Below are 20,576 nucleotides of genomic sequence, written 5' to 3' on the forward strand. Positions count from 1 at the left end.
ACGTTTTCTTTACTAAACAGACGACCGGAACCAAAAGTATTTGTAAGCCAATCTGGTTATTTTCTTTCCATTTTGCGAAGATGTTGAGACTTAAGAGCCTAAAGCCTCACCCCTTCGCCTTTATCCTTAATAGCCATACGAAGTTCGATTGAAATATTTTGACTCTCCCTATCATATGGGCGTAAAGGATTTTTCCTTATGCTTATCTTGACTTGATATAACACTTATTCGTTCACATCAACTGTTTGTAAATATTGCGCATAATAAAATTTTGATTCGTTTCAGCTTGTTTTTCGATAGCTTCTTTTTTCAATGCCTTGGCCTCCTCATCATCTTGCGATAAAACCAATATATCCGAGAGGTGTAAGGCCATCTGATATTTTCCTTCATCCATTAAAGAACGGCATCTTTTGAGAATGACTTGAGGATCTTGAACAAGAGAATTTATTTCAGCCGCCACATCCTCTTGTTTAGCAGGGCTAAGATGCGTTGGATTTCCATCAAACCACCCGGTGTATCGTCTGTAAATGCCCTTAATGGCAAATTCTAAACAACCATACGTCTGTTTTACATAAGGACTGTTTTCCAGGTGTTCTGGTAGTTGAATTAACTCCAACGCATTTTCAAGGTGGGTGCCTTTATTGATATGCGCAGTTACTTCCTCATGAACAAATTTAAGTGTATCAATGACGTCTTGCAATGCAGATTTAATTTGATCCTTCCCAGTGATTGCTTTCCCATGCCCAGGAATTAGAATCTCCGGCTCTAGTTGTTTTATTTTTTCCAGCGTTTCATACCATTCCCGTTCGTAGCGAATGACCTTTAACGGGTTTCCAATGTTCGGAAAGGACCATACAAAGAAGTCACCGCAGTAAACAACGTCATCCTCCGGAACATGAATAAAACAATGGTCGTCCGTTTCTCCTTTACCATGAAAGATACGTATGTTTTTATTCCCCAATTGGAATTTGTGGTCTTGATGAAATGTGATGTCAGGGGTAATAAAATCAAATGAACGCAACCCTAATTTATTTTGAAACTGTACACCATTGATCCTTAGATGGTAATCTTCTAAACTTTGATATTTGATAAAACGTTCATTAACATTTTCATGGGCTATCACCTTCGTTTGCTCTTCTTTAAATACATGTGTAGAATTAACATGATCTAAATGACCGTGCGTATAGATAATGTATTTGATAGGCAAATCCGTCTTTTCACGAATAGCACCATAAATATTTTCAGCGTGGTTATTACTTACAGTTGTGTCAATCACCACGACACCTTCAGAAGTCATGATGATGCCAACGTTGGCAAAACCTTTGACATAATAATAATCTTGGGCAAGCTCTATGAACTTTATATCTTTTTTTACATTACCTTCCGTATGTTCCATCACTCGATCAATACTTTTTAGAGATTTTTCCGTAGTCATTAATGTGATTCCTCCTTCACTTGTTGACTAACAATCGCTGCATCTAAAGCAACTACGCCTTCGCCTATACTTTTAACAACCAATGGATTAATATCTAATTCCTTTATAGAGTCTCTATACTGCCAACAAAATTCCGATATTTTAACTAAAGCACATATTAATGCATTAATATCCGCAGGTGCTTTTCCGCGTGTGCCTTCTAAAATTTTATAGCCCTTTATGCTTCTAATCATATCTTCGGCATCTTGTTCACTCAATAGAGCTTTTCGAACAACGACATCGGATAAAACCTCAACATAAATTCCTCCCAAACCGAACATCATGCAAGGGCCAAATAATGAATCTTGAAAACAGCCAATAAACACCTCTATTCCATCCTTGATCATTTCTTCAATCAGAATACCTTCGATATTGGCTGACGGATAATCTTTTGCCATGTTAGAAATAATTGATTTATACGCATCGATCATTTCATCTCTTGAATTGATATTAACCTTCACGCCACCGCTATCACTTTTATGAGTAATATCGGGGGAAGCAACCTTAAGAACAACTGGATATCCGATTTCTTCAGCATGGTTCACGGCATCATCAACAGTTTGAACCAGGGCTCCTCTAGGAATAGAAATTCCATAGTTAGCTAACTCTTGTTTTATATCATACTCCGTCTTCGCATTCTGTAAGTCAGTTATTGCTGCAATTTCAGATACTTTTTGTTCTGTTAAATCATTTTTAGTCTGTACACGACGCTCGCGACCCTCGTTATACTGAATTAAATTTTTCACAGCTTTAATCGTTCGAGTAGGGGTTGGCAACCAACACAAACCACCGTCTAAAAGTTCATCCTTTGTCTTCTGAGATGGTTGTGCCCAACAAATGACTAGCGATTTATTCGTTTGTTCATTAACTTGTTTTAATTTAGGTATAATTTGAGGTGCTATAAAATCACCAAGTTGCATATAAAGGACTAACGCTTCGACATTATTATCTTCCAGAACAACGTTAAGGCTTTCTTCAAAACGATCAAGCATTTGAACAATTTGTGCTGTCAAATCAATTGGATTATTTACAGAGGCAAATGGTGGTAACAGTTCTTTTAGTTTAGAAGTCGTTTCTGAGGTCAAACTTGCAGTTTGAATACCGTACTCCTCACATTTGTCAGCCATAACAATCCCCGCTCCGCCTGAAACGGTGACTATGCCAACTCCACCCCGGTTTGGGGAAACTTTCACCTTATTAAATAACGCTAACGTGTCAACCAATTCCTCTTCATCATATACCTGCACAATATTTTTTTGTTTAAAAAAACTCTCATATACAGACTGGTTCCCTGCTAATGAAGATGTGTGTGACGATGCTGCTTCCGCTCCACTTTGGGAAGATCCAACCTTCATTAATATAATCGGTTTATTATTTAGTTCAGCTGTACGAATACCTTTTTTCATTTTGTTAATATCTCTGGCACCTTCAATATAGCCACCAATTACTCCTATATTTTCCTGATGAGCAAAGTATTCCACGTAGTCAAAAAAATCAACACCAGCTTCATTTCCAGTGGAAACAAAATAATTGTAACCAAACCCCAAATCTTTAGCCATAGCATAGGTAAATGTACCGAAAGCACCGCTTTGGGTAATGAAAGCAACCTTATCACTTTTATTGAATTCTATAGGAGCAAATGTAGCAATTACGCTTTCATTAATATTATTGAAGCCCAGTGAATTAGGGCCGCAAACAGGAATACTAGTACGGTTTATGAATTCAGTTAGATTTTGTTGCATCTTCCTTCCTTCTTTTCCAATTTCAGAAAAACCTGAGCTGTACACAACAGCACTTTTAATTGAGCGATCAGCCAATTGCTCTAATACAGCTAACGCATGCTCTGCACTAACCGAAACTATAGCAAGATCGATATTTTCAGGTAAGCTCTTTATATTTTTATAACATTTATATCCCGCAACCTCTTCATACTTTGGATTAACAGGATAAACAGTCCCTTTATAAGAGTGATCTCTTAAATTAACCAATGGCTTGGCACTGAGTTTTCTTTCATCCCCTGAAGCGCCAATGATAGCGATTGATTTAGGAGAAAACATCGGTTTTAAATTAAGTGTTGACATTAATTACACGCTCCATCTAATAATTTTCATGAGTTGTTCGCTAATTCTTTTTCATGTTTTGCACTCACTGAATAGAAATTACGGAAAAATAGATTGCTAGAAGCCGTAGACATTTTTTCTAATATCTCTCCTTTAAATGCATGTATTTCTTTATTATTCGGATTTTCTATTAGAATTAAATCAATCAAATGGAGAGCTAACTGTGGATTCCCTTCAGTTTCAAAACGCCTTGCATGCTCAATAATTTGATCTTGATTCCCTATTAATTCTAATATTGCTCGATTTACTTCTTTACTCGGTGAAGGCGATAAATTAGTAGGGTTGCCGTCATACCAACCAGTGTACCTGCGATAAATACCTTTAATGGCAAATTCTAGACACCCATACGTCTGTTTTAGATACTTACTATTGACTAGTGTTTCAGGAATACTGATTTCGTGAAGCATCTTGTCAAGTGAAGAACCTTGATTAATATGCATAACACATTCTTCATGCAGATATTTTAAAACAGCAGATGTATCACTTAAACATGCTTGCACTTCTTCGTTTCCTAATAGACTTCTTCCATGGCCAGGAGCTATCGCTTTAGGATCCAATTTTAAAATACGATCTAACATTTCATACCATTCTCTCTCATATCGGAGCACTTTATTCGGGTTTCCAATATTCGGAAATGACCAGACAATAAAATCTCCACTATAACAAATTCTATCTTCTGGAATGTACACTACTGTGGCGTCATCCGTTTCCCCCTTACCATGTAGTAATCGAAATGTTTTACCTCCAAGTTCAAAAGTATATTCAAAATCATACACTATATCAGGGTATATATATTCGTTCTTAATTCTTATATTTCTTTTGAATTGCATACTATTGATTGCAACATGATGATCCCTTAATTTTGTATATCGGTTAAATCGTTCAATCACATTTCGGTGACTTATAACAGTCGCACCATTTTCTTTAAAAACTGACGCGCCACCAACATGATCCCCATGACCATGTGTGTATATTAAATATTTAATAGGTTGATCCGTCATTTTTGTAATCTCATCAACTATCGCTTTCCCTCCTGTGCGGGAAATAGTTGAATCAATGACTACAACACCTTCATTCGTAATTACAATACCTACATTGCCAAAACCAAAGTTAATCGCATTATAAAAGTCTTCTCCCAGCTTCTCTAATCCCGAATCAGATCCGGGTTTCCAATTAACCTCTCCTCTGCCAACCTGATTTTGAAACTTTTCAATAGCACTCATAAATGTCCCTCCATGAAATGGCTATAATTTCAGCTTTCTACTGATAATTAAGGTATTTTTCTTACATCAACTGTTTGTAAATATTGCGCATAATAAAATTTTGATTCGTTTCAGCTTGTTTTTCGATAGCTTCTTTTTTCAATGCCTTGGCCTCCTCATCATCTTGCGATAAAACCAATATATCCGAGAGGTGTAAGGCCATCTGATATTTTCCTTCATCCATTAAAGAACGGCATCTTTTGAGAATGACTTGAGGATCTTGAACAAGAGAATTTATTTCAGCCGCCACATCCTCTTGTTTAGCAGGGCTAAGATGCGTTGGATTTCCATCAAACCACCCGGTGTATCGTCTGTAAATGCCCTTAATGGCAAATTCTAAACAACCATACGTCTGTTTTACATAAGGACTGTTTTCCAGGTGTTCTGGTAGTTGAATTAACTCCAACGCATTTTCAAGGTGGGTGCCTTTATTGATATGCGCAGTTACTTCCTCATGAACAAATTTAAGTGTATCAATGACGTCTTGCAATGCAGATTTAATTTGATCCTTCCCAGTGATTGCTTTCCCATGCCCAGGAATTAGAATCTCCGGCTCTAGTTGTTTTATTTTTTCCAGCGTTTCATACCATTCCCGTTCGTAGCGAATGACCTTTAACGGGTTTCCAATGTTCGGAAAGGACCATACAAAGAAGTCACCGCAGTAAACAACGTCATCCTCCGGAACATGAATAAAACAATGGTCGTCCGTTTCTCCTTTACCATGAAAGATACGTATGTTTTTATTCCCCAATTGGAATTTGTGGTCTTGATGAAATGTGATGTCAGGGGTAATAAAATCAAATGAACGCAACCCTAATTTATTTTGAAACTGTACACCATTGATCCTTAGATGGTAATCTTCTAAACTTTGATATTTGATAAAACGTTCATTAACATTTTCATGGGCTATCACCTTCGTTTGCTCTTCTTTAAATACATGTGTAGAATTAACATGATCTAAATGACCGTGCGTATAGATAATGTATTTGATAGGCAAATCCGTCTTTTCACGAATAGCACCATAAATATTTTCAGCGTGGTTATTACTTACAGTTGTGTCAATCACCACGACACCTTCAGAAGTCATGATGATGCCAACGTTGGCAAAACCTTTGACATAATAATAATCTTGGGCAAGCTCTATGAACTTTATATCTTTTTTTACATTACCTTCCGTATGTTCCATCACTCGATCAATACTTTTTAGAGATTTTTCCGTAGTCATTAATGTGCTCCTTATATTTAATTTGCCTATACTCTCAAGAAATTCAAGTGTACGACGCTAGTAGGTGCTAACTGTGTGTTGATTTTTTAACTCTTGCTATGGTTCTCACCCAAAAAGGTCAGCTAGCCATTTATGCCACAACATATAGTGTATAAGACGGTGAATTCAAAACAATATAATGTGTGTTTAAGAGCGTATTTTTAAAAAACCTACCTTTTTGGGAGCAAACCTTGCTATTTATCCCTCCTTAATAAACTGAAACTTTGACCTGAAGGACCCACATCTTTTTGAGTAGCTAAAAATAAGGCTAAAGGGGCTACGTCTTCAGGATCTTTTATCCACTCACTATCAAAACCTTTTATGCTCTCATCATTCTGTTTTTTAAATAATCCTCCTTCATTGGTAAGCCTGGTTCGCACCGGACCGGGGATAATTTCATTAATGCTAATGTTATATTGCCAAAGCTCTTGAGCTAAAACTCGCGTTAACATTCCTAATCCTGCTTTTGAAGAAGCGTAAGCTGAATAACCGGATTTTGCCCGATAGCCAGTACCTGAACCAATCGTGATTATTTTTCCAGTACCCTGCTTTTTCATATATGGAATAACGGCATATGCACAAAAGTACGGTCCGACTAAATTAACATCCAGTGTTTTGCGCCAATTCTCCGGCTTACTTTCTTCTACAGTGTTACGCTCAGCATTTAGACCGGCATTTATCATTAAGATGTCAACAGCGCCAAAATGTTCAATTGTACTTTCTATTAAATTATTAACCGAGCCCATTTGTGTGACATCTGTTTTTACCGTCAAGGATTCCCCATTCCGCTTTTTTATTTCCTCTGAGGTTTCTAAAATTTCTTTCTCGGTTCTTGCTGCACATACAACCGATGCCCCCTTATCAGCGTAAGCAATTGCAATAGCCCTTCCAATTCCTCTTCCAGCTCCCGTTATTACCGCAACTTTTCCACTCAAAGGTTTTTCATCCACTGATTTTTGTCACCTCAATAATAATTTTGCACTTCATTCATCTAGAATGGTTCACCATAATAGAATTAAAATGATCGCTGATGATTGGCTTTATCTTCTCAGGAACTTCCACATGAATAAAATGGCCTGCATTGGGGAAAATATGAACATTTGCTTGAGATAACTGCTGTTCCTGCATTTTATATGCAAACTCATAATCTACATATGGATCTTTTTCCCCCCACAATATAGTGACAGGCATTTTAATTTTTGACAGGTTCAAATATGGTTCAACTAGCTTATGATTCGCTGATCTGTACAAGTCTAAAATGACGTTTCTTGATTGCTCTGTTTGAAAGACGCAATAAAAGTCTTCGAGAACATCTTCGTCTATACCTGGAGCTTCACTTTCCATATTTTTTATCCACGAAGCTTTATTTCTTGTTTTTTCTATAACTTTTTCTCCTTCCCCAGGCGTTCTCCATTTTCTTGCCATCGGATGCCATTTATATTCGGGGTCTAAAGAAGAATCACTAATCACTAAACTTGATATTTTTTCTGGCTGATCGCATGCCCATCTTAATCCAATAAGCCCACCCCAATCATGGACAATAAGATGTATTTCGCCTAATTGAAGCTTTCTCATAAAGTTATTAATGAAAATAAGATAATTTTCCCAAGTAGATTTTGTTTTAAATTGATCACTTTGACCAAACCCGGGTAAATCCGGAGCAATCGCACGAAACCCTGATGAAACGACTTCAGGGATAATATGTTTCCAAAGCATGCTCGATTCTGGGACACCGTGAAGCATTAACACAGGAGGCCTATCTTTTGAACCTTCATCGAAATAAGAAATTTTCTGTTCATTTAATTCCATTGTTTGTTTTTTAATCATTCATCACTCCCTCAATAATTTATAGGTCTACGGTATTCTCCGATACTGGTGTGACAAGGGCTTGCTTGCCCAACCTCTTTGACCTTCCTCCCTCTTTCGTGAGGAGGCTTGAAGAAATGGGTCATACCATGAAATAAACACCGATTTGTGTTTTTCGCCAGATGATGTCCCGGACTCGGAACGTTCCTTTATTTCTTCTATATTATGGAAGATAGGTAGACAAAAACACCCAACCTAAAAAACAGCACAAGAAGAAGAAAAATCCAAAGCCCACAAAAAGAAGGGGGAAGCAGCCTATGAAACTGGAGAATTCCGGTATTGTTTAGTCAAGTGAGTTTTACGATCCATCGACGTTCATCTGGGGCTGCCCGTCGTTCGGCTCTCCATTTCTTCTAGACAAACATTCTAACTTAATCTATATGGCCTTCTTCTCTTAAATACCTTTCTGCGCCCGGATGAAGTGGTACGCTTATCGATTCCAGAGTATTTTCTACTGTTATTCCTTCTGCTCTAGGGCTATATGTTTCTAATTCTTCTGTGTTATCAAACATCGTTTTTGTAAATTCATAAATTAGATCTTCATCAACATCCTCACTTGTGATATAGAATTGACCTATTTGTGCTGTTGTCACATCTTCAGTTTGACCGCTGTATGCTTCAGGTGAATCTGCTTCTATATCTCTAGTCATTGGATTCACTCCAAACTCTTCAGCTCTTGTATCTATGAGATCTTCCTCCATTTCTAAAACTTTTACACTAGTCGTTTCATCTAAACTTTGAATTGTTGATGACGGATATTGATCAAAAAATACCACAGCATCAACATTATTGTCCCTTAAGGCATCCATTTGCTCTTGCGCTGGCAATGCTTGCATGGTATAGTCATTTTCACGTTCTAGACCAATTTCGTTAAGAACAACCTCCACGGATAATTGTGCGGACTCTTGAAAAGTCGCAATGCTTGCACCTTCAAGATCACTTAATGTATCTATATTGGAATCTTCTCTCACGATATACTGCATGGCAATTGGCTCTACAGCAGCTACACCCCGAATTTCTTCATATTGTTCACCTTCAAACGTGTGAGTACCATTATAGGCAAACCCTGCATTAGTATCTGTCACATCCAGTAGCTCCCCGTTTCCCTGCATAACCATACGCATCCCCTCGATATCTCCATTAGTTTCTGAAAGCGTATAATTAGTAGATTCATTTTTTTCATTAGCAACCTCAGCGAATCCTGACGATAGCATATAACCTCCACCCCCACCAACCGCATATATAGTTGCATGATCAACTTGTCCACTTCCCTCTTCAGAACCACAGCCAGTTACTACAATGAATAACAAAACTATCATTATCGTTGTTAATATATTTTTCCATTCCAACTTATTTCCCTCCCTGGTAATCTAATCATTAATTTCTATAATACGATGATCATTATTATTAACCTATTACATCATCTATCTCACCTCCTTCAAATGGTAACTATAATTATAATTTTCATTTTTATTTTGACTTTGTCGGTTATATCTATATTCATGCAAAATTAATAGAGCCAATAACACAATTCCTATAATACTTGTAATAAAATTGGCATCTATTAATAGAATTCCACACGCAAAAACTAATAAACGCTTCCATGTCGTAATTTTACTAAAAATATAGCCTTGAATACCTATGGTTATGCTGGCAATACCAATGACTGCAGTAACTATAGAAAGCAGTATTTCAGAAGTAGAACCGATTGTTAACAAACTTGGTTGGTAAACAAACATGAACGGAATAATAAGAGCACAAGTGGAAAGCCTAAACGCTGTAAAACTGGTTTTCATTGGATCTGATCCAGCAATCCCCGCACCATAAAAAGCGGCAAAAGCAACAGGTGGTACAATGGCAGATAAGACACCAAAATAAAATACAAACAAGTGTGCTGCTATCGGAATAACACCCAAGTCAACAAGTGTTGGAGCTACTAATACCGCTAAAACCATATAGATAACAATGGTTGGTAATGACATTCCCATAATAATTGCAGCAATCATTGCTAAAATTAATAGGGGTAACAAATAACCTTGTGACAACTCGATCAAAATAGAAGACATTCTGGGGCCTAGGCCAGTCAAAGCAAATGATCCGATAATTATCCCGGCACAAGCACAGGCTATGGCAATTTCCATAGTTCCAATTGCACCTTTTTCTAATACCTTAAAAAATTGCTTAATAGACAAACGATTCTTTTTATTGATTATGTTAATGACGATGGCAAGCACTATCGCAAAAAAACCTGCTCGTGCTGGTGAATAGTCAACAACAAGTAATAAATAAAAGAGCAAAAGCAATGGCAATGCATGAAACCATCCCTCTCTAATAGTTTTTATAAATGATGGTGCTTCTTTTCTAGGAACGCCTGCTAAATTTTTTTTGGCAGCTTCTAGATCTACCATGATTAGTAGTGATATAAAAAATAAAATAGCCGGTACAATTGCAGCGATAACCACTTGACTATAAGGAATTCCGAGAGTTTCTGCCATAACAAAGGCAGCTGCTCCCATAATAGGGGGCACTAATTGGGCTCCCGTCGATGCTGTAGCTTCTACAGCACCAGCAACTTTAGGGCTGTAGCCTAAACGCTTCATCATAGGAATTGTGATCGCCCCAGTACTCACAACATTCGCTGCCGCACTTCCTGTAATGCTGCCAAATAGACCGCTGCTAACAACAGCCATTTTCGCTGGTCCACCTCGTACCCACCCTATTAGGGCCATCGCTAGGTTCATGAAAAAATTCCCAGATCCAGTTGCCATTAAGAAATATGCCATGAGAATAAAGATAATCAGTATAGTTGAAGATACACCAAGTGCAACACCAAAAATTCCATCTAATGATAAAAATAAGGAACTAATTATTTGCCCATGATCGTTTCCTGCATGAGAAAAAATTAACGGCCAGTATTCTCCAGTATATGCATACACAAGAAATACAACCGCAACAATTGGAAGAGCTAAACCCAAAACCCTTCTTGTTGCCTCAATGACTAATACAATCCCTATACTCCCATAAATATAATCTGCTAATATTGGTAATCCAGCTCGTTCAATAAAGACTTCTGCGTTTTGAATAATATACAGTCCTACAATGACACTCATTACTACCAAAACCATATCCAATCTTAAAAAAAGCCGACTTTTTTTAAGTTTTTTAGAGGGAGGAAGTAATATAAATATTAATGTCAGCGCAAAAGTTAAATGAATTGAACGATGAATTAAGGTATCAGGCATCCCGAAATATGTCGTATACAAATGGTATAGAGGCCATATGATTGCTAATATGGTAATCATTAGGGATACGATACCCTGAAATTCCCTTCGTCGTCCATCTGACAATGACGTTTCTGAACTCTCTTGTTCTTTCTCAACTTTTTTTGTATCTTCCATAATTTTCTTCCTTCCTTTATCATGAAAGTAAACGTGATCTATCCATTTTGGATAAAAAATTCTAGTCATTATAATAGGTTAATTACAAATCAAATAAGTTAAAGAATGGTATAGTCCCCTTAATATCACTACTATTTATTTGCTCTTGAGAAACTGCATCCTCTATTTTTATTTTTCCTAAAACAATCCCTTTCCAAAGCTCACTCGAAAGTTCAATCGTAATGTCAAATTTCTTCGGCTTATAATTACTAACTTCGGCAACGCCTTTTCTCACATGTAGTCCAAAACTCTGCTTCAGATCAGTTAAGATGATAGCTACTACTTTATCCGTATTCATTGCACTAACGGGATTGATTTTGAATTCGAGCAATTTCATCATTTGATCTACAGGAAGTTTTTCTATCCCGTCATCACCGAGCCCTGTCAATCCTTGTGGCGTTTGATTTAAATCCACTTTTCCTTCTAAAGCTAGTGCTTGCGTTAGATAGAATCCTCTTGAAGATGAAGCAGGTGTTGTGTAGCCCAGTTGGCGCAAGGCATTAGCCTTTATCTGTCTAGCCTTTTTATTATCCGGGTCGATATTTAATACATGTGTAATCAATTCAGCTGCCCATGCATATTCTTTATCCTCCAAAGCCTGATTTGATAAATCGATAATTTTATTTGTTCCTCCAAATCCCTTCGCAATTCGTTCTGATCTAAATGGAATTGAAACTGGATTGATATCAGCAGCATCTAAACTAAACCAACCGATTAATCCACTATAGATCCCTTTCACATGATGCTTTAATTCCCCATAAGATTCCGATAACCAAGGGTGGTTCGCTAGATGTTCAGGAAGTTCTAAGCTGTCAGCAATTTCATCCGGTTTCAACCCTTTATTTATCCCTCGAACGGCGTGGCTATAAATAAAAGCCATCCCGTCCCTATAATTCGTCGCCAGTTGATAACTTTCTTCTTTCGTTCTTCTCGCATTCCCATGCTCGGGAATAAGATATTGGGGATTAAGTTCACGAATGATATCAATCCCCTTAATCCAATCTTTGGGGTCACGATAAGGTTGGCCACGTAACGTATACATATTAGGGAAAACATTCCAGATGCTATTTGTAATGACCGTGTCATAATTCGGCAACCATAATGTTAAAGAATCATAAGTGTCTGACGGCGTATAGAAGAATTGCATTTCCACCCCATCTATATCCATCTCTTCTCCATCCTGAACACTATAGGTTGGCTCAATATATCCCGTTTTTGAACCTTCTTCTGCTTCACTTTGAAAATGAGCATCTGGTCCCGTGCTTGGTAAGTAGGAACCAAAGTGCATCGCACCATTCCTTGTTGTTGCCGGATCTAGTTCAATGGCTGTATCAGTTATATTTTTATGAACATTCGGATGAGAAATGATCTGAATCTCTTTTCCATTTTCTCCTTCAGGAATAAATGCTTTTGCTCCCATGGTATAGTGGTTATGTGAATAAATGATGGCTTTAACCGGTTTATTCGTTATCTCACGAAGTGCTCGATATTTGCGCTTCCCCGCCTCCATATGGCCACCTGTATCCCAAACAATTACTCCTTCTTTCCCCTCGATAATAACCGTATTATCAAGGGAAAAACGTTTTAACACAGTAATTCCATCTCTAATTTTATCAATTTTTGCTCCGCGCTTTGGAATGGCTAGTCCTTGATTAACAATTGCTCCATTATCTAGAGTAGCCGTTTTTACTTCTCCACCCATATACGGAATATTTTCTTCTTTATTTTGTTTTAGGTTTTGTTTTTTATTATTCATGTTTTAATTCCCCTTCTTTTCTACAAACATAGGTAATCGCTTTCATTTATCATAAAATTAATTTGAATTAATTTTATCAAATATCTCATAACATGTTATACTTTTACCTTATATGAATAGGGTATAACCATACTGAATGGTCAGTTGTTTAGCCGATCTATAAACCACGATTGATTGCTTCCCTTTCATCATGTACCAAAAGAGTCCTTTACCATACCTGAAAATACCTTCACAGCCGGTTTTTCAAAGTTCAACGGTTTTTTCACGCACCACAGCGGCCGCGAAATTGTTAGATCGGCAATTGGCACTCTAACTAAAAGGCCGTTCTCTATTTCCTGTTCTACACTATAATAGGAAGCAAAGCCATAGCCTAAGCCTGACATAACAGCACTTTTTATAGCTTGTGTCGTGTTTAGTTCCATATATGATGCTATATTTTGTAATGTTCCTTTTTTTTCGAGGTGCTCTGTTATTATTTCCCTCGACCCTGAATTTTTTTCTCTGGCAATTAATCTTTCATTTTTCAATTCATTTGTCAGTATATGGGGGACGTTTGACCAAGGGTGAGCTGTTCCGACAATCAATACCAATTCATCATAAGCAATGGCTTCTTTGACCAACTCGTCATTTGCCACTTTTCCTTCAACAAAGGCAACATCAATTTCCTTATTTTCCAACTTCTCTAAAATATTTGGGGTATTCTCTATGAATAATTCCATATTACCATTATCGTCGTTCCGAGCATTGCCTATATATTTGCTGATGACAGATGGAAGAAAATATTCTCCTAACGTAAACGAAGCCCCTACCTTTAATTGCGATTGTGTTCTTTCATTAGCGTAACGCACAGCTTCCCTAGAATTATAATATTCATGTATGATCGCTTTCGCGTGGGGATAGAGAGTTTCACCAACTTCTGTCAATGACACGCTCCCTTTATCTCTGTTAAATAGCAATGCACCGTATTCTTCTTCTAAATATCGAATGCTTTTAGTAGCGGATGGTTGTGAAAGATAACTTCGTCTGGCTGCACCACTGATGCTTCCTTCTTCCACTATGCAGCAAAATAATTCCAATAACTTTATATTCACTACATTCATCCCCCTTCAAACTAACAAGGTTATACCAATTAGAATGACAATTACAGCTAACATTCTTGTAATAGTTGAGGCTGCTAATCGTTTTGAAATCAAGGCTCCAACTTGCGATCCAATCAATACGCCTATACCACTCCATAGTAATATTTCCCAATCAATGTCTTGACGTATGATAGGAGCAACTAAGCCAACAAAGGAATATATAGATAAGGCATAAATAGATGTTGCTGTTGCCTTATGCATATTTAAATGAAAAAGATACACTAGAATTGGAACAAGTAACCATCCTCCACCAATTCCAAAAAATGAAGAGACAACGCCAATAACTATCCCTACCATTAAAGTTAGCCAAATTTTTCTTCTTTTATGTTCTATTACTGCTGCTGTTTCTTGATGAAACTCCTCTGCATCTATTGAGGTCTCAGGGGGTTTTTTTATGGATAAAAAAAGTCCGAGTCCAACAAGCAATATGGAAAAAGCATAATAAAACGTTTGTTCATTCACAATGTTAACCAACCAATTCCCCAAAAGTGTTCCCGGAATAGCAGCTAAACCTAAAAATGTACCTTCATACAACTGTACTCTTTGCTGTTTTAAATAAGGATACAAACCGGAAACGCTATTAAGGAATACGATCGCTAATCCTGTACCGGCAGCCATTTGCGGAGAAATATTATAAAAAAGCAAAAGCATTGGCACAAGAATAAAACCGCCTCCCGCACCAACAATAATCCCGTAAGCGCTTGCTAAAATACCAAGGACGATGAGTAAAATAAACATACCTGTTCCCTACTTTTTGTGTTGTTGTTTTAATTATTTCACAAAAAAGCAGGAAATGGCGGCTCAGAATCCATTTGTTATATGCCATAATAAATTAGCATAGCGTCATAAATCGCGTATGTTCCGTGGGCATGCACCTGCCCCAATGGCGTTGAAAAGCTTCCATCCGCAAATTATGCTTTCTCCATGCCATCTTCTTCGTGCTTCTATAACCCTCTAGTTTCTCTACATTTCCTTTCCCATATTAGACAATTATTACTTCTCTTAATACTAATCGGTTAGTATGTTAAACATTACAATAATGATTTTAAAAATGCAACAATAATTGGTTAGAGGTTTAATGCTCCATAATGTCTTTAAATCCATTGAATAAATCCTCTCACATGACTGAAGTCACGAGTCTCCGATAGCCTAATTCGAAGAATTGGCAAAACGAAACAGCAAATAACCCTGTCTACATAGGGTTATAGCTGTTTTATCATCAATTTAGCTACAGAAGTCTAAACTATAGCTCAAGCTCTCACCATTCACAACCAAACTCCCTACATGCTACACACTTCCGTGAGCGATCAAAGATTCCGACGGGATAGATCAGCCCCCCGCGCGACCATCTGTTCTTTTTTTCAATGTCAACAAATAAATAATGTCAATTTACTCACCCTCACGTTCATACAAATGTACTTCCAATTCCTCCCTAATCCTTGTTGGAATAGGCTCTGGTTGCTTTTCTTCCCTATTATAATTCACATAAATCGCTTTTCCTCGGGCACAAATCGTGTCGCCTTGATGAATCTCTTCATATAATTCCAGGCTTGATTTCCCGATCCGCTTCACCCATGTGTACACGTCAACATTTGTTCCGAAATAAATCTGGCTTACATAATCAATCGATGTATGGAGGATAATCATTCGCCAGTTGACAAATGAATGATCCGGTGTAAATAATTTAAAAATGGGATTCCGTGCTGCTTCCAGCCAGACGGGTAAGGTGGTGTTATTGATATGGCCAACGCCGTCTGTTTCAGACACTCTGGGTTCTATGATTGTTTTGTACATCTTTATAACCATTCCTTTCTCAGTGCCCTCAAGGGGTTGGCTCATTGCATAGGAGACAACAAATAGTTATTCACCAAATTTTAATTCACCCTCGAACGCAGCTCTATATCGATCCCGAATATCATTCTGGGTAAATGGCATAGGACTTCTATCTAGTAATCTTTTCTGTTTAATGCCTTCCTCCGCGAGCAGATCCAAATCATCTTCTTTAACGCCAAATGACTGTAATTTGCTCGGGATACCAACGTCTTTCACGATATTTCTCAATTCACGAACGGCGGCGATGGTTGCTTCGCGTTTGCTCATAGATTCTGTAGTTACACCTAATTTTTCAGCCATGACAGTCATTTTATCAATGCAAGACGGCCAAATATAATCGTATATATACGGGAGGAGCACTGCGTTTGCTTCCCCATGAGGAATTTTATAAATACCTCCTAATGGATAGGCAAGCGCATGGACGCCGGCCACCCCGGCGTTATAAAAACTTAAACCGGCAATCATGCTTCCCCACGCCATATTACTGCGTGCTTCTATATTTCCCCCATTCCATACAGCAGTACGAATGCTGGAAGAAATACGCTCAATAGCATCTAACGCCAGCGCATCGGTTAGAGGTGTCGCATTAACAGACGTTAAAGATTCAACCGCGTGTGTGAGTGCATCAACGCCAGTTGCAGCTGTAATTTTCGGCGGGACCGTATAAGTCAATTCAGGATCCACTACTGCCACGTCAGCAATTAAATGTTCATGCGTGAGGACATCCTTGGTATTTTCTAAAGAAAAAACAGCGATATCGGTTACTTCTGCACCAGTACCGGACGTTGTGGGAATGAGTATTTTCGGTAAACCCTTCGCTTTTATTGATTTTGTTCCGGATAGATTTAAATAATCTTCCACGTTCCCGTCGTGATCCTTTAATACTGCGGCGGCCTTTGCAATATCCAGAGAACTCCCCCCTCCAATCCCGATGACAAGATCGGCATCAAATGCCTTTACCGCCTGTAAAGCTTTATTGCCTATATCTAACGGAGGTTCCGGTACAAGCTCTGAATAAACTTGATACTCTATCCCCTGTCCTTGTAAGTGCGTTTCAAGTTTTTGAACAACACCTGCATCAATAACCCCAGGATCAGCGTATACCATTACTTTTTTGGCATTAAAAGAATGAATGAGCGACGGAACCTTTCGGATCCCCCCTTCCCCTGTTACAAGTTTTAGAGGGGAGACAAAAGAATGAGACATAATAACAGCTCCTTTAAGGTTCACTACTTATTTTTTTCGATTTATTCTCGGGATGAGACGTGAACATGGTAACAACGTACATTACGGTCATACTGATCAATACTGCGATGCCTGAAGCTCCGAATGGATTGGAAAAATCGAAACCAAATGGCAAATACACAATCCAATATACGATATTGCCCGCCAATAGTGAAGATACAGCGGCTTGTTTCGTTGATCTTTTCCATAGAGCTCCGACGATGATTGGACCGGCTGTAGCGGACATGATACCACCAATACCAATCCACATAAATATGGACAAATACTCTGGTGGTGTCCAACCAACTATAACTGCAGCAATAATAACAACAAAGGTACTGTATCTGCTAATTAAAAGTTCATTGCGCTCTGCCTTTTCTTTCGTGATTTTAATCCTCGGTACGATCGTTTTACGATATAAATCATTGGCAAACAGTTGAGTAATCGAAACCACTAGACCATCCGACGTCGACATGACAGCAGACAACACCGCTACAGCAAAGAAAGCTGCTATGGCTGGCGGAAAAATTTCACTAAACAGGACTGGTATAATTTGATCCGGGTTAATACCAGCATCACTGCCAATAACCGCGATACCATGCATACCACCAAGTGCCATTAATGGAAGAATAGTCGCGATGACCGTACAATACATGATAAGTTTTTTAAGATCACGGCCAGATTTTACCGCCATAAATTTATTCCCTAAATGTGGTTGAATAGCAAAGGGAAGATGGGCGATAAACAACAGGGCAACCAACCAAAAGGAACCGTAGGTATCATCTCCGGGCAAAAATAATTGATTGAATCCACCTTGCGGTTTTTCTTCATCAATGGTTGAGAGCATATCACCAAAGCCACCATCGACACCTACACTGCCAACGAAAGAAAAAAATACGACAACAGCGACAACAAGCATTAAAAATCCTTGAATAGCATCCGTCATAATGTCCGAATGTGAGCCACCCATAAACACATAGATAGAAAGAACAACCCCTGTGATAATGAGACCCGTCTCATATTCAACACCCATCATCGTTTGGAACATGGTGGCAGCCGCTACAAATTGCGAAACGACATAAAAAATTAATAAAATGGAAATGATCGTTAAGGCTATGCGCAAAAAATCACTTTGATACCGTTCACCAATAAATTCCGGGATTGTTCTCGTACCGTATTTATCTCCGTATTTTTTGATAACTTTAGCGACAAATACCATTCCGATGACTGTTGCGATTGGGTAAAGTAATGGATACCACAAGCTAGGTGTTCCAATATCATAGGCAAGACCAGGCATCCCCATAAAAGTGGAACCACTCGAAATCCCCGCAGCGATCACAAGCGCGATCGTAAAAGGGCCATAACTTGAACGGGCTGTGGCGAAATCATCAGCCGTATTGGTTTTTTTCATTCCAACCCAACCCAGAACAAGCATCATCCCTATGAAAAGGGCCATAAATATCCAAGAATATATAGTAATAGAATCAGTCATTGCTCAATGCCCCCTAATCATCATTTAATAAATTTGTTTTCCATAGAACAATTGCCATTCCTATCCAAGTTCCGACAATCATAACGGCCCCAATAACAAGAAAAGTCATATTTTTCCTACCTTCCTTTCTATAAACTGATAAATCTCCGGAAACTTATCAATTTTATCTAATGAATTGGACATTGGTTCAAATAAATAAGTTTTTGTTTTCTTGCTGAACCTTCCGGGTTTTTCGATTAATTGATAAGGTATATACACCCATTGACTTGCTAAAAGCTCTATCGTTGGCACACTCCAGGATCTTACCCTATAAAGATAATGGCGGCGTAGTGTTTCAAATGCTTCCTCAATACAAGCATGTTCAGTCATTATTTCTTTTATTGCGTCGGATTCTATAACCTCTTCTTTGCGAAGGTCAGGAAGTTGGTTGGCGATACTGGTTCCTCCCCTCACGCTATCCGTCATTGTAGTTACTTTCTCCTTACGATGACCATAAATTAACCGATAGGTAACCATCCACTCTGTATAGTAATGAGGATAATAAAAAGAGGAATAACCCTCTTGTTTTTTACAATCAAATACAGTAGCTTCCATCATGTGTTCACCTCAATTTTTTGAATGCGCATTCACAAAGCTTTATAATTTACGAGTGGTGTTTCTTTGATACAAAATAGGGTCTAAAGTAATTTGCACAGGTTTTTGAGACGATTGGTCGCCCTCAATTGCATCGATTAGATACTCAATCCCTAACCTTCCTAAATTTGTGTTTGACTGTAGACCAATCGTTGTCAGTTTAAAGGAATGATGACTTGAAATTCGTATGTTATCCATCCCACAAATACTAATATCTTCCGGGATGCAGTAACCTAATTCGATCAAAATGTCGATTACGAATAAAGCAATTGAATCTGTGCTGGCAAATATAGCCGTTGGTTTATTTTTTCTGCCCATCATCATTAAAACGGCTTCCTTGACCCCTTTTTCACTTGTATCCGTTTCCCAGATTAAGTGCTCATCAATCGGAATTTTGTTCCTTTGCATTTCTCTCATAAATCCGGCGTGCCTACCATAAAAGGTAGATGCATACAACGGACCCCCAATAAAACCAATGCTTCGATGACCTAACTCCAATAAATGGTTAGCAGCCACCTCTCCTGCTTTTTCATTATCTATTTCAACAAAATCCCCACCTTTATTATGCTTTCTGTTAAACATAATATATGGGGTTTTTAAAGATATTAAGTCCTCGTAAATCGGATCATCCATAAATATGGAAGATATGATCATGCCATCCACTTGTGCTGACAGGACCGTTTCATAAATAGATAAGTTGTCTTCATCGTTTGCAAAAAAGACGTTGGTTTTGTATCCATTTTCATTGGCGTAATTAACGATTGAGGTCGTTGTATCAACGAAAAAAGGATTGTGTATAGGTCCGGAAATTAATGCAATCGTTTTCGTTCGTTTGTTAACAAGTGATCTCGCTATGGTGTTAGGACGATAATTCAGTTCCTTCATAGCATTCCTTACCTTTTCCAGGTTGGATTCTGTCACTCTGTCAGGCTCATTTAACACGCGAGAAACGGTTGATTGAGAGACACCGGCTCTGTTTGCTACATCCTTTGAAGAAACCATAATAACTCCTTCTGTGTGAATACGCATTCAAAGATTCATTGATATTATATTAAAATGAAGTCACTTTTTTTGTC

At 38.1% G+C, this 20,576-nt stretch carries 16 protein-coding genes; all 16 read right to left on the bottom strand.

The annotated features are described in order from the left end of the window. Positions 1-232: 232 nt before the first annotated feature. The 16 genes from HUG20_RS11760 to HUG20_RS11835 all read right to left on the bottom strand — a co-directional run bounded on the left by HUG20_RS11760 (position 233) and on the right by HUG20_RS11835 (position 20,529). On the bottom strand, positions 233-1,435 hold the full coding sequence (locus tag HUG20_RS11760) for an alkyl sulfatase dimerization domain-containing protein (RefSeq protein WP_200084874.1): 1,203 nt from the start codon (positions 1,433-1,435) through the stop codon (positions 233-235). After that, on the bottom strand, positions 1,435-3,555 hold the full coding sequence (locus HUG20_RS11765) for an acetate--CoA ligase family protein (protein WP_200084875.1): 2,121 nt from the start codon (positions 3,553-3,555) through the stop codon (positions 1,435-1,437). Before HUG20_RS11765 ends, HUG20_RS11760 begins: the two co-directional genes overlap by 1 nt. A gap of 26 nt (positions 3,556-3,581) precedes the next feature. Beyond that, the gene (locus HUG20_RS11770) at positions 3,582-4,817 is read right to left on the bottom strand and encodes an alkyl sulfatase dimerization domain-containing protein (RefSeq protein WP_200084876.1); all 1,236 of its coding nucleotides are present in this window, start codon (positions 4,815-4,817) and stop codon (positions 3,582-3,584) included. A gap of 61 nt (positions 4,818-4,878) precedes the next feature. Then, positions 4,879-6,081 (bottom strand): alkyl sulfatase dimerization domain-containing protein, encoded by a 1,203-nt coding sequence (locus HUG20_RS11775; protein ID WP_200084874.1) that lies wholly within the window; start codon positions 6,079-6,081, stop codon positions 4,879-4,881. A 233-nt stretch (positions 6,082-6,314) separates the two neighbouring features. After that, a complete protein-coding gene (locus HUG20_RS11780; protein ID WP_200084877.1) occupies positions 6,315-7,070 on the bottom strand; it encodes an SDR family NAD(P)-dependent oxidoreductase in 756 nt (251 codons plus the stop codon). A gap of 37 nt (positions 7,071-7,107) precedes the next feature. Beyond that, positions 7,108-7,947: an alpha/beta fold hydrolase gene (locus tag HUG20_RS11785; protein WP_200084878.1), complete on the bottom strand. Its 840-nt coding sequence runs from the start codon at positions 7,945-7,947 to the stop codon at positions 7,108-7,110. Between the two features lie 410 nt (positions 7,948-8,357). Further along, the gene (locus tag HUG20_RS11790) at positions 8,358-9,335 is read right to left on the bottom strand and encodes a TAXI family TRAP transporter solute-binding subunit (protein ID WP_200084879.1); all 978 of its coding nucleotides are present in this window, start codon (positions 9,333-9,335) and stop codon (positions 8,358-8,360) included. A 75-nt stretch (positions 9,336-9,410) separates the two neighbouring features. Beyond that, the gene (locus tag HUG20_RS11795; RefSeq protein ID WP_200084880.1) at positions 9,411-11,384 is read right to left on the bottom strand and encodes a TRAP transporter permease; all 1,974 of its coding nucleotides are present in this window, start codon (positions 11,382-11,384) and stop codon (positions 9,411-9,413) included. 82 nt (positions 11,385-11,466) lie between these two features. Next, entirely contained in the window at positions 11,467-13,179 is a 1,713-nt protein-coding gene (locus HUG20_RS11800) for an alkyl sulfatase dimerization domain-containing protein (protein ID WP_200084881.1), read from the bottom strand. 188 nt (positions 13,180-13,367) lie between these two features. Further along, positions 13,368-14,270, bottom strand: coding sequence for a LysR family transcriptional regulator (locus HUG20_RS11805; RefSeq protein WP_200084882.1), 903 nt, complete (start codon positions 14,268-14,270; stop codon positions 13,368-13,370). A gap of 15 nt (positions 14,271-14,285) precedes the next feature. Beyond that, positions 14,286-15,056, bottom strand: coding sequence for a sulfite exporter TauE/SafE family protein (locus HUG20_RS11810; RefSeq protein ID WP_200084883.1), 771 nt, complete (start codon positions 15,054-15,056; stop codon positions 14,286-14,288). 651 nt (positions 15,057-15,707) lie between these two features. Further along, positions 15,708-16,112, bottom strand: coding sequence for an acyl-CoA thioesterase (locus HUG20_RS11815; RefSeq protein WP_200084884.1), 405 nt, complete (start codon positions 16,110-16,112; stop codon positions 15,708-15,710). A 66-nt stretch (positions 16,113-16,178) separates the two neighbouring features. Beyond that, the gene (locus HUG20_RS11820; protein ID WP_200084885.1) at positions 16,179-17,357 is read right to left on the bottom strand and encodes an iron-containing alcohol dehydrogenase; all 1,179 of its coding nucleotides are present in this window, start codon (positions 17,355-17,357) and stop codon (positions 16,179-16,181) included. A 13-nt stretch (positions 17,358-17,370) separates the two neighbouring features. Beyond that, on the bottom strand, positions 17,371-18,867 hold the full coding sequence (locus tag HUG20_RS11825; protein WP_200084886.1) for a sodium:solute symporter family protein: 1,497 nt from the start codon (positions 18,865-18,867) through the stop codon (positions 17,371-17,373). A gap of 105 nt (positions 18,868-18,972) precedes the next feature. Beyond that, complete coding sequence (locus HUG20_RS11830) at positions 18,973-19,461, bottom strand: hypothetical protein (RefSeq protein WP_211199986.1); 489 nt, start codon at positions 19,459-19,461, stop codon at positions 18,973-18,975. Between the two features lie 42 nt (positions 19,462-19,503). After that, a complete protein-coding gene (locus tag HUG20_RS11835; protein ID WP_343073174.1) occupies positions 19,504-20,529 on the bottom strand; it encodes a LacI family DNA-binding transcriptional regulator in 1,026 nt (341 codons plus the stop codon). Between the last annotated feature and the right edge of the window lie 47 nt (positions 20,530-20,576).

It is taken from the genome of Salicibibacter cibi (assembly GCF_016495865.1).
GTDB classification, from domain to species: Bacteria; Bacillota; Bacilli; order Bacillales; family Marinococcaceae; genus Salicibibacter; species Salicibibacter cibi.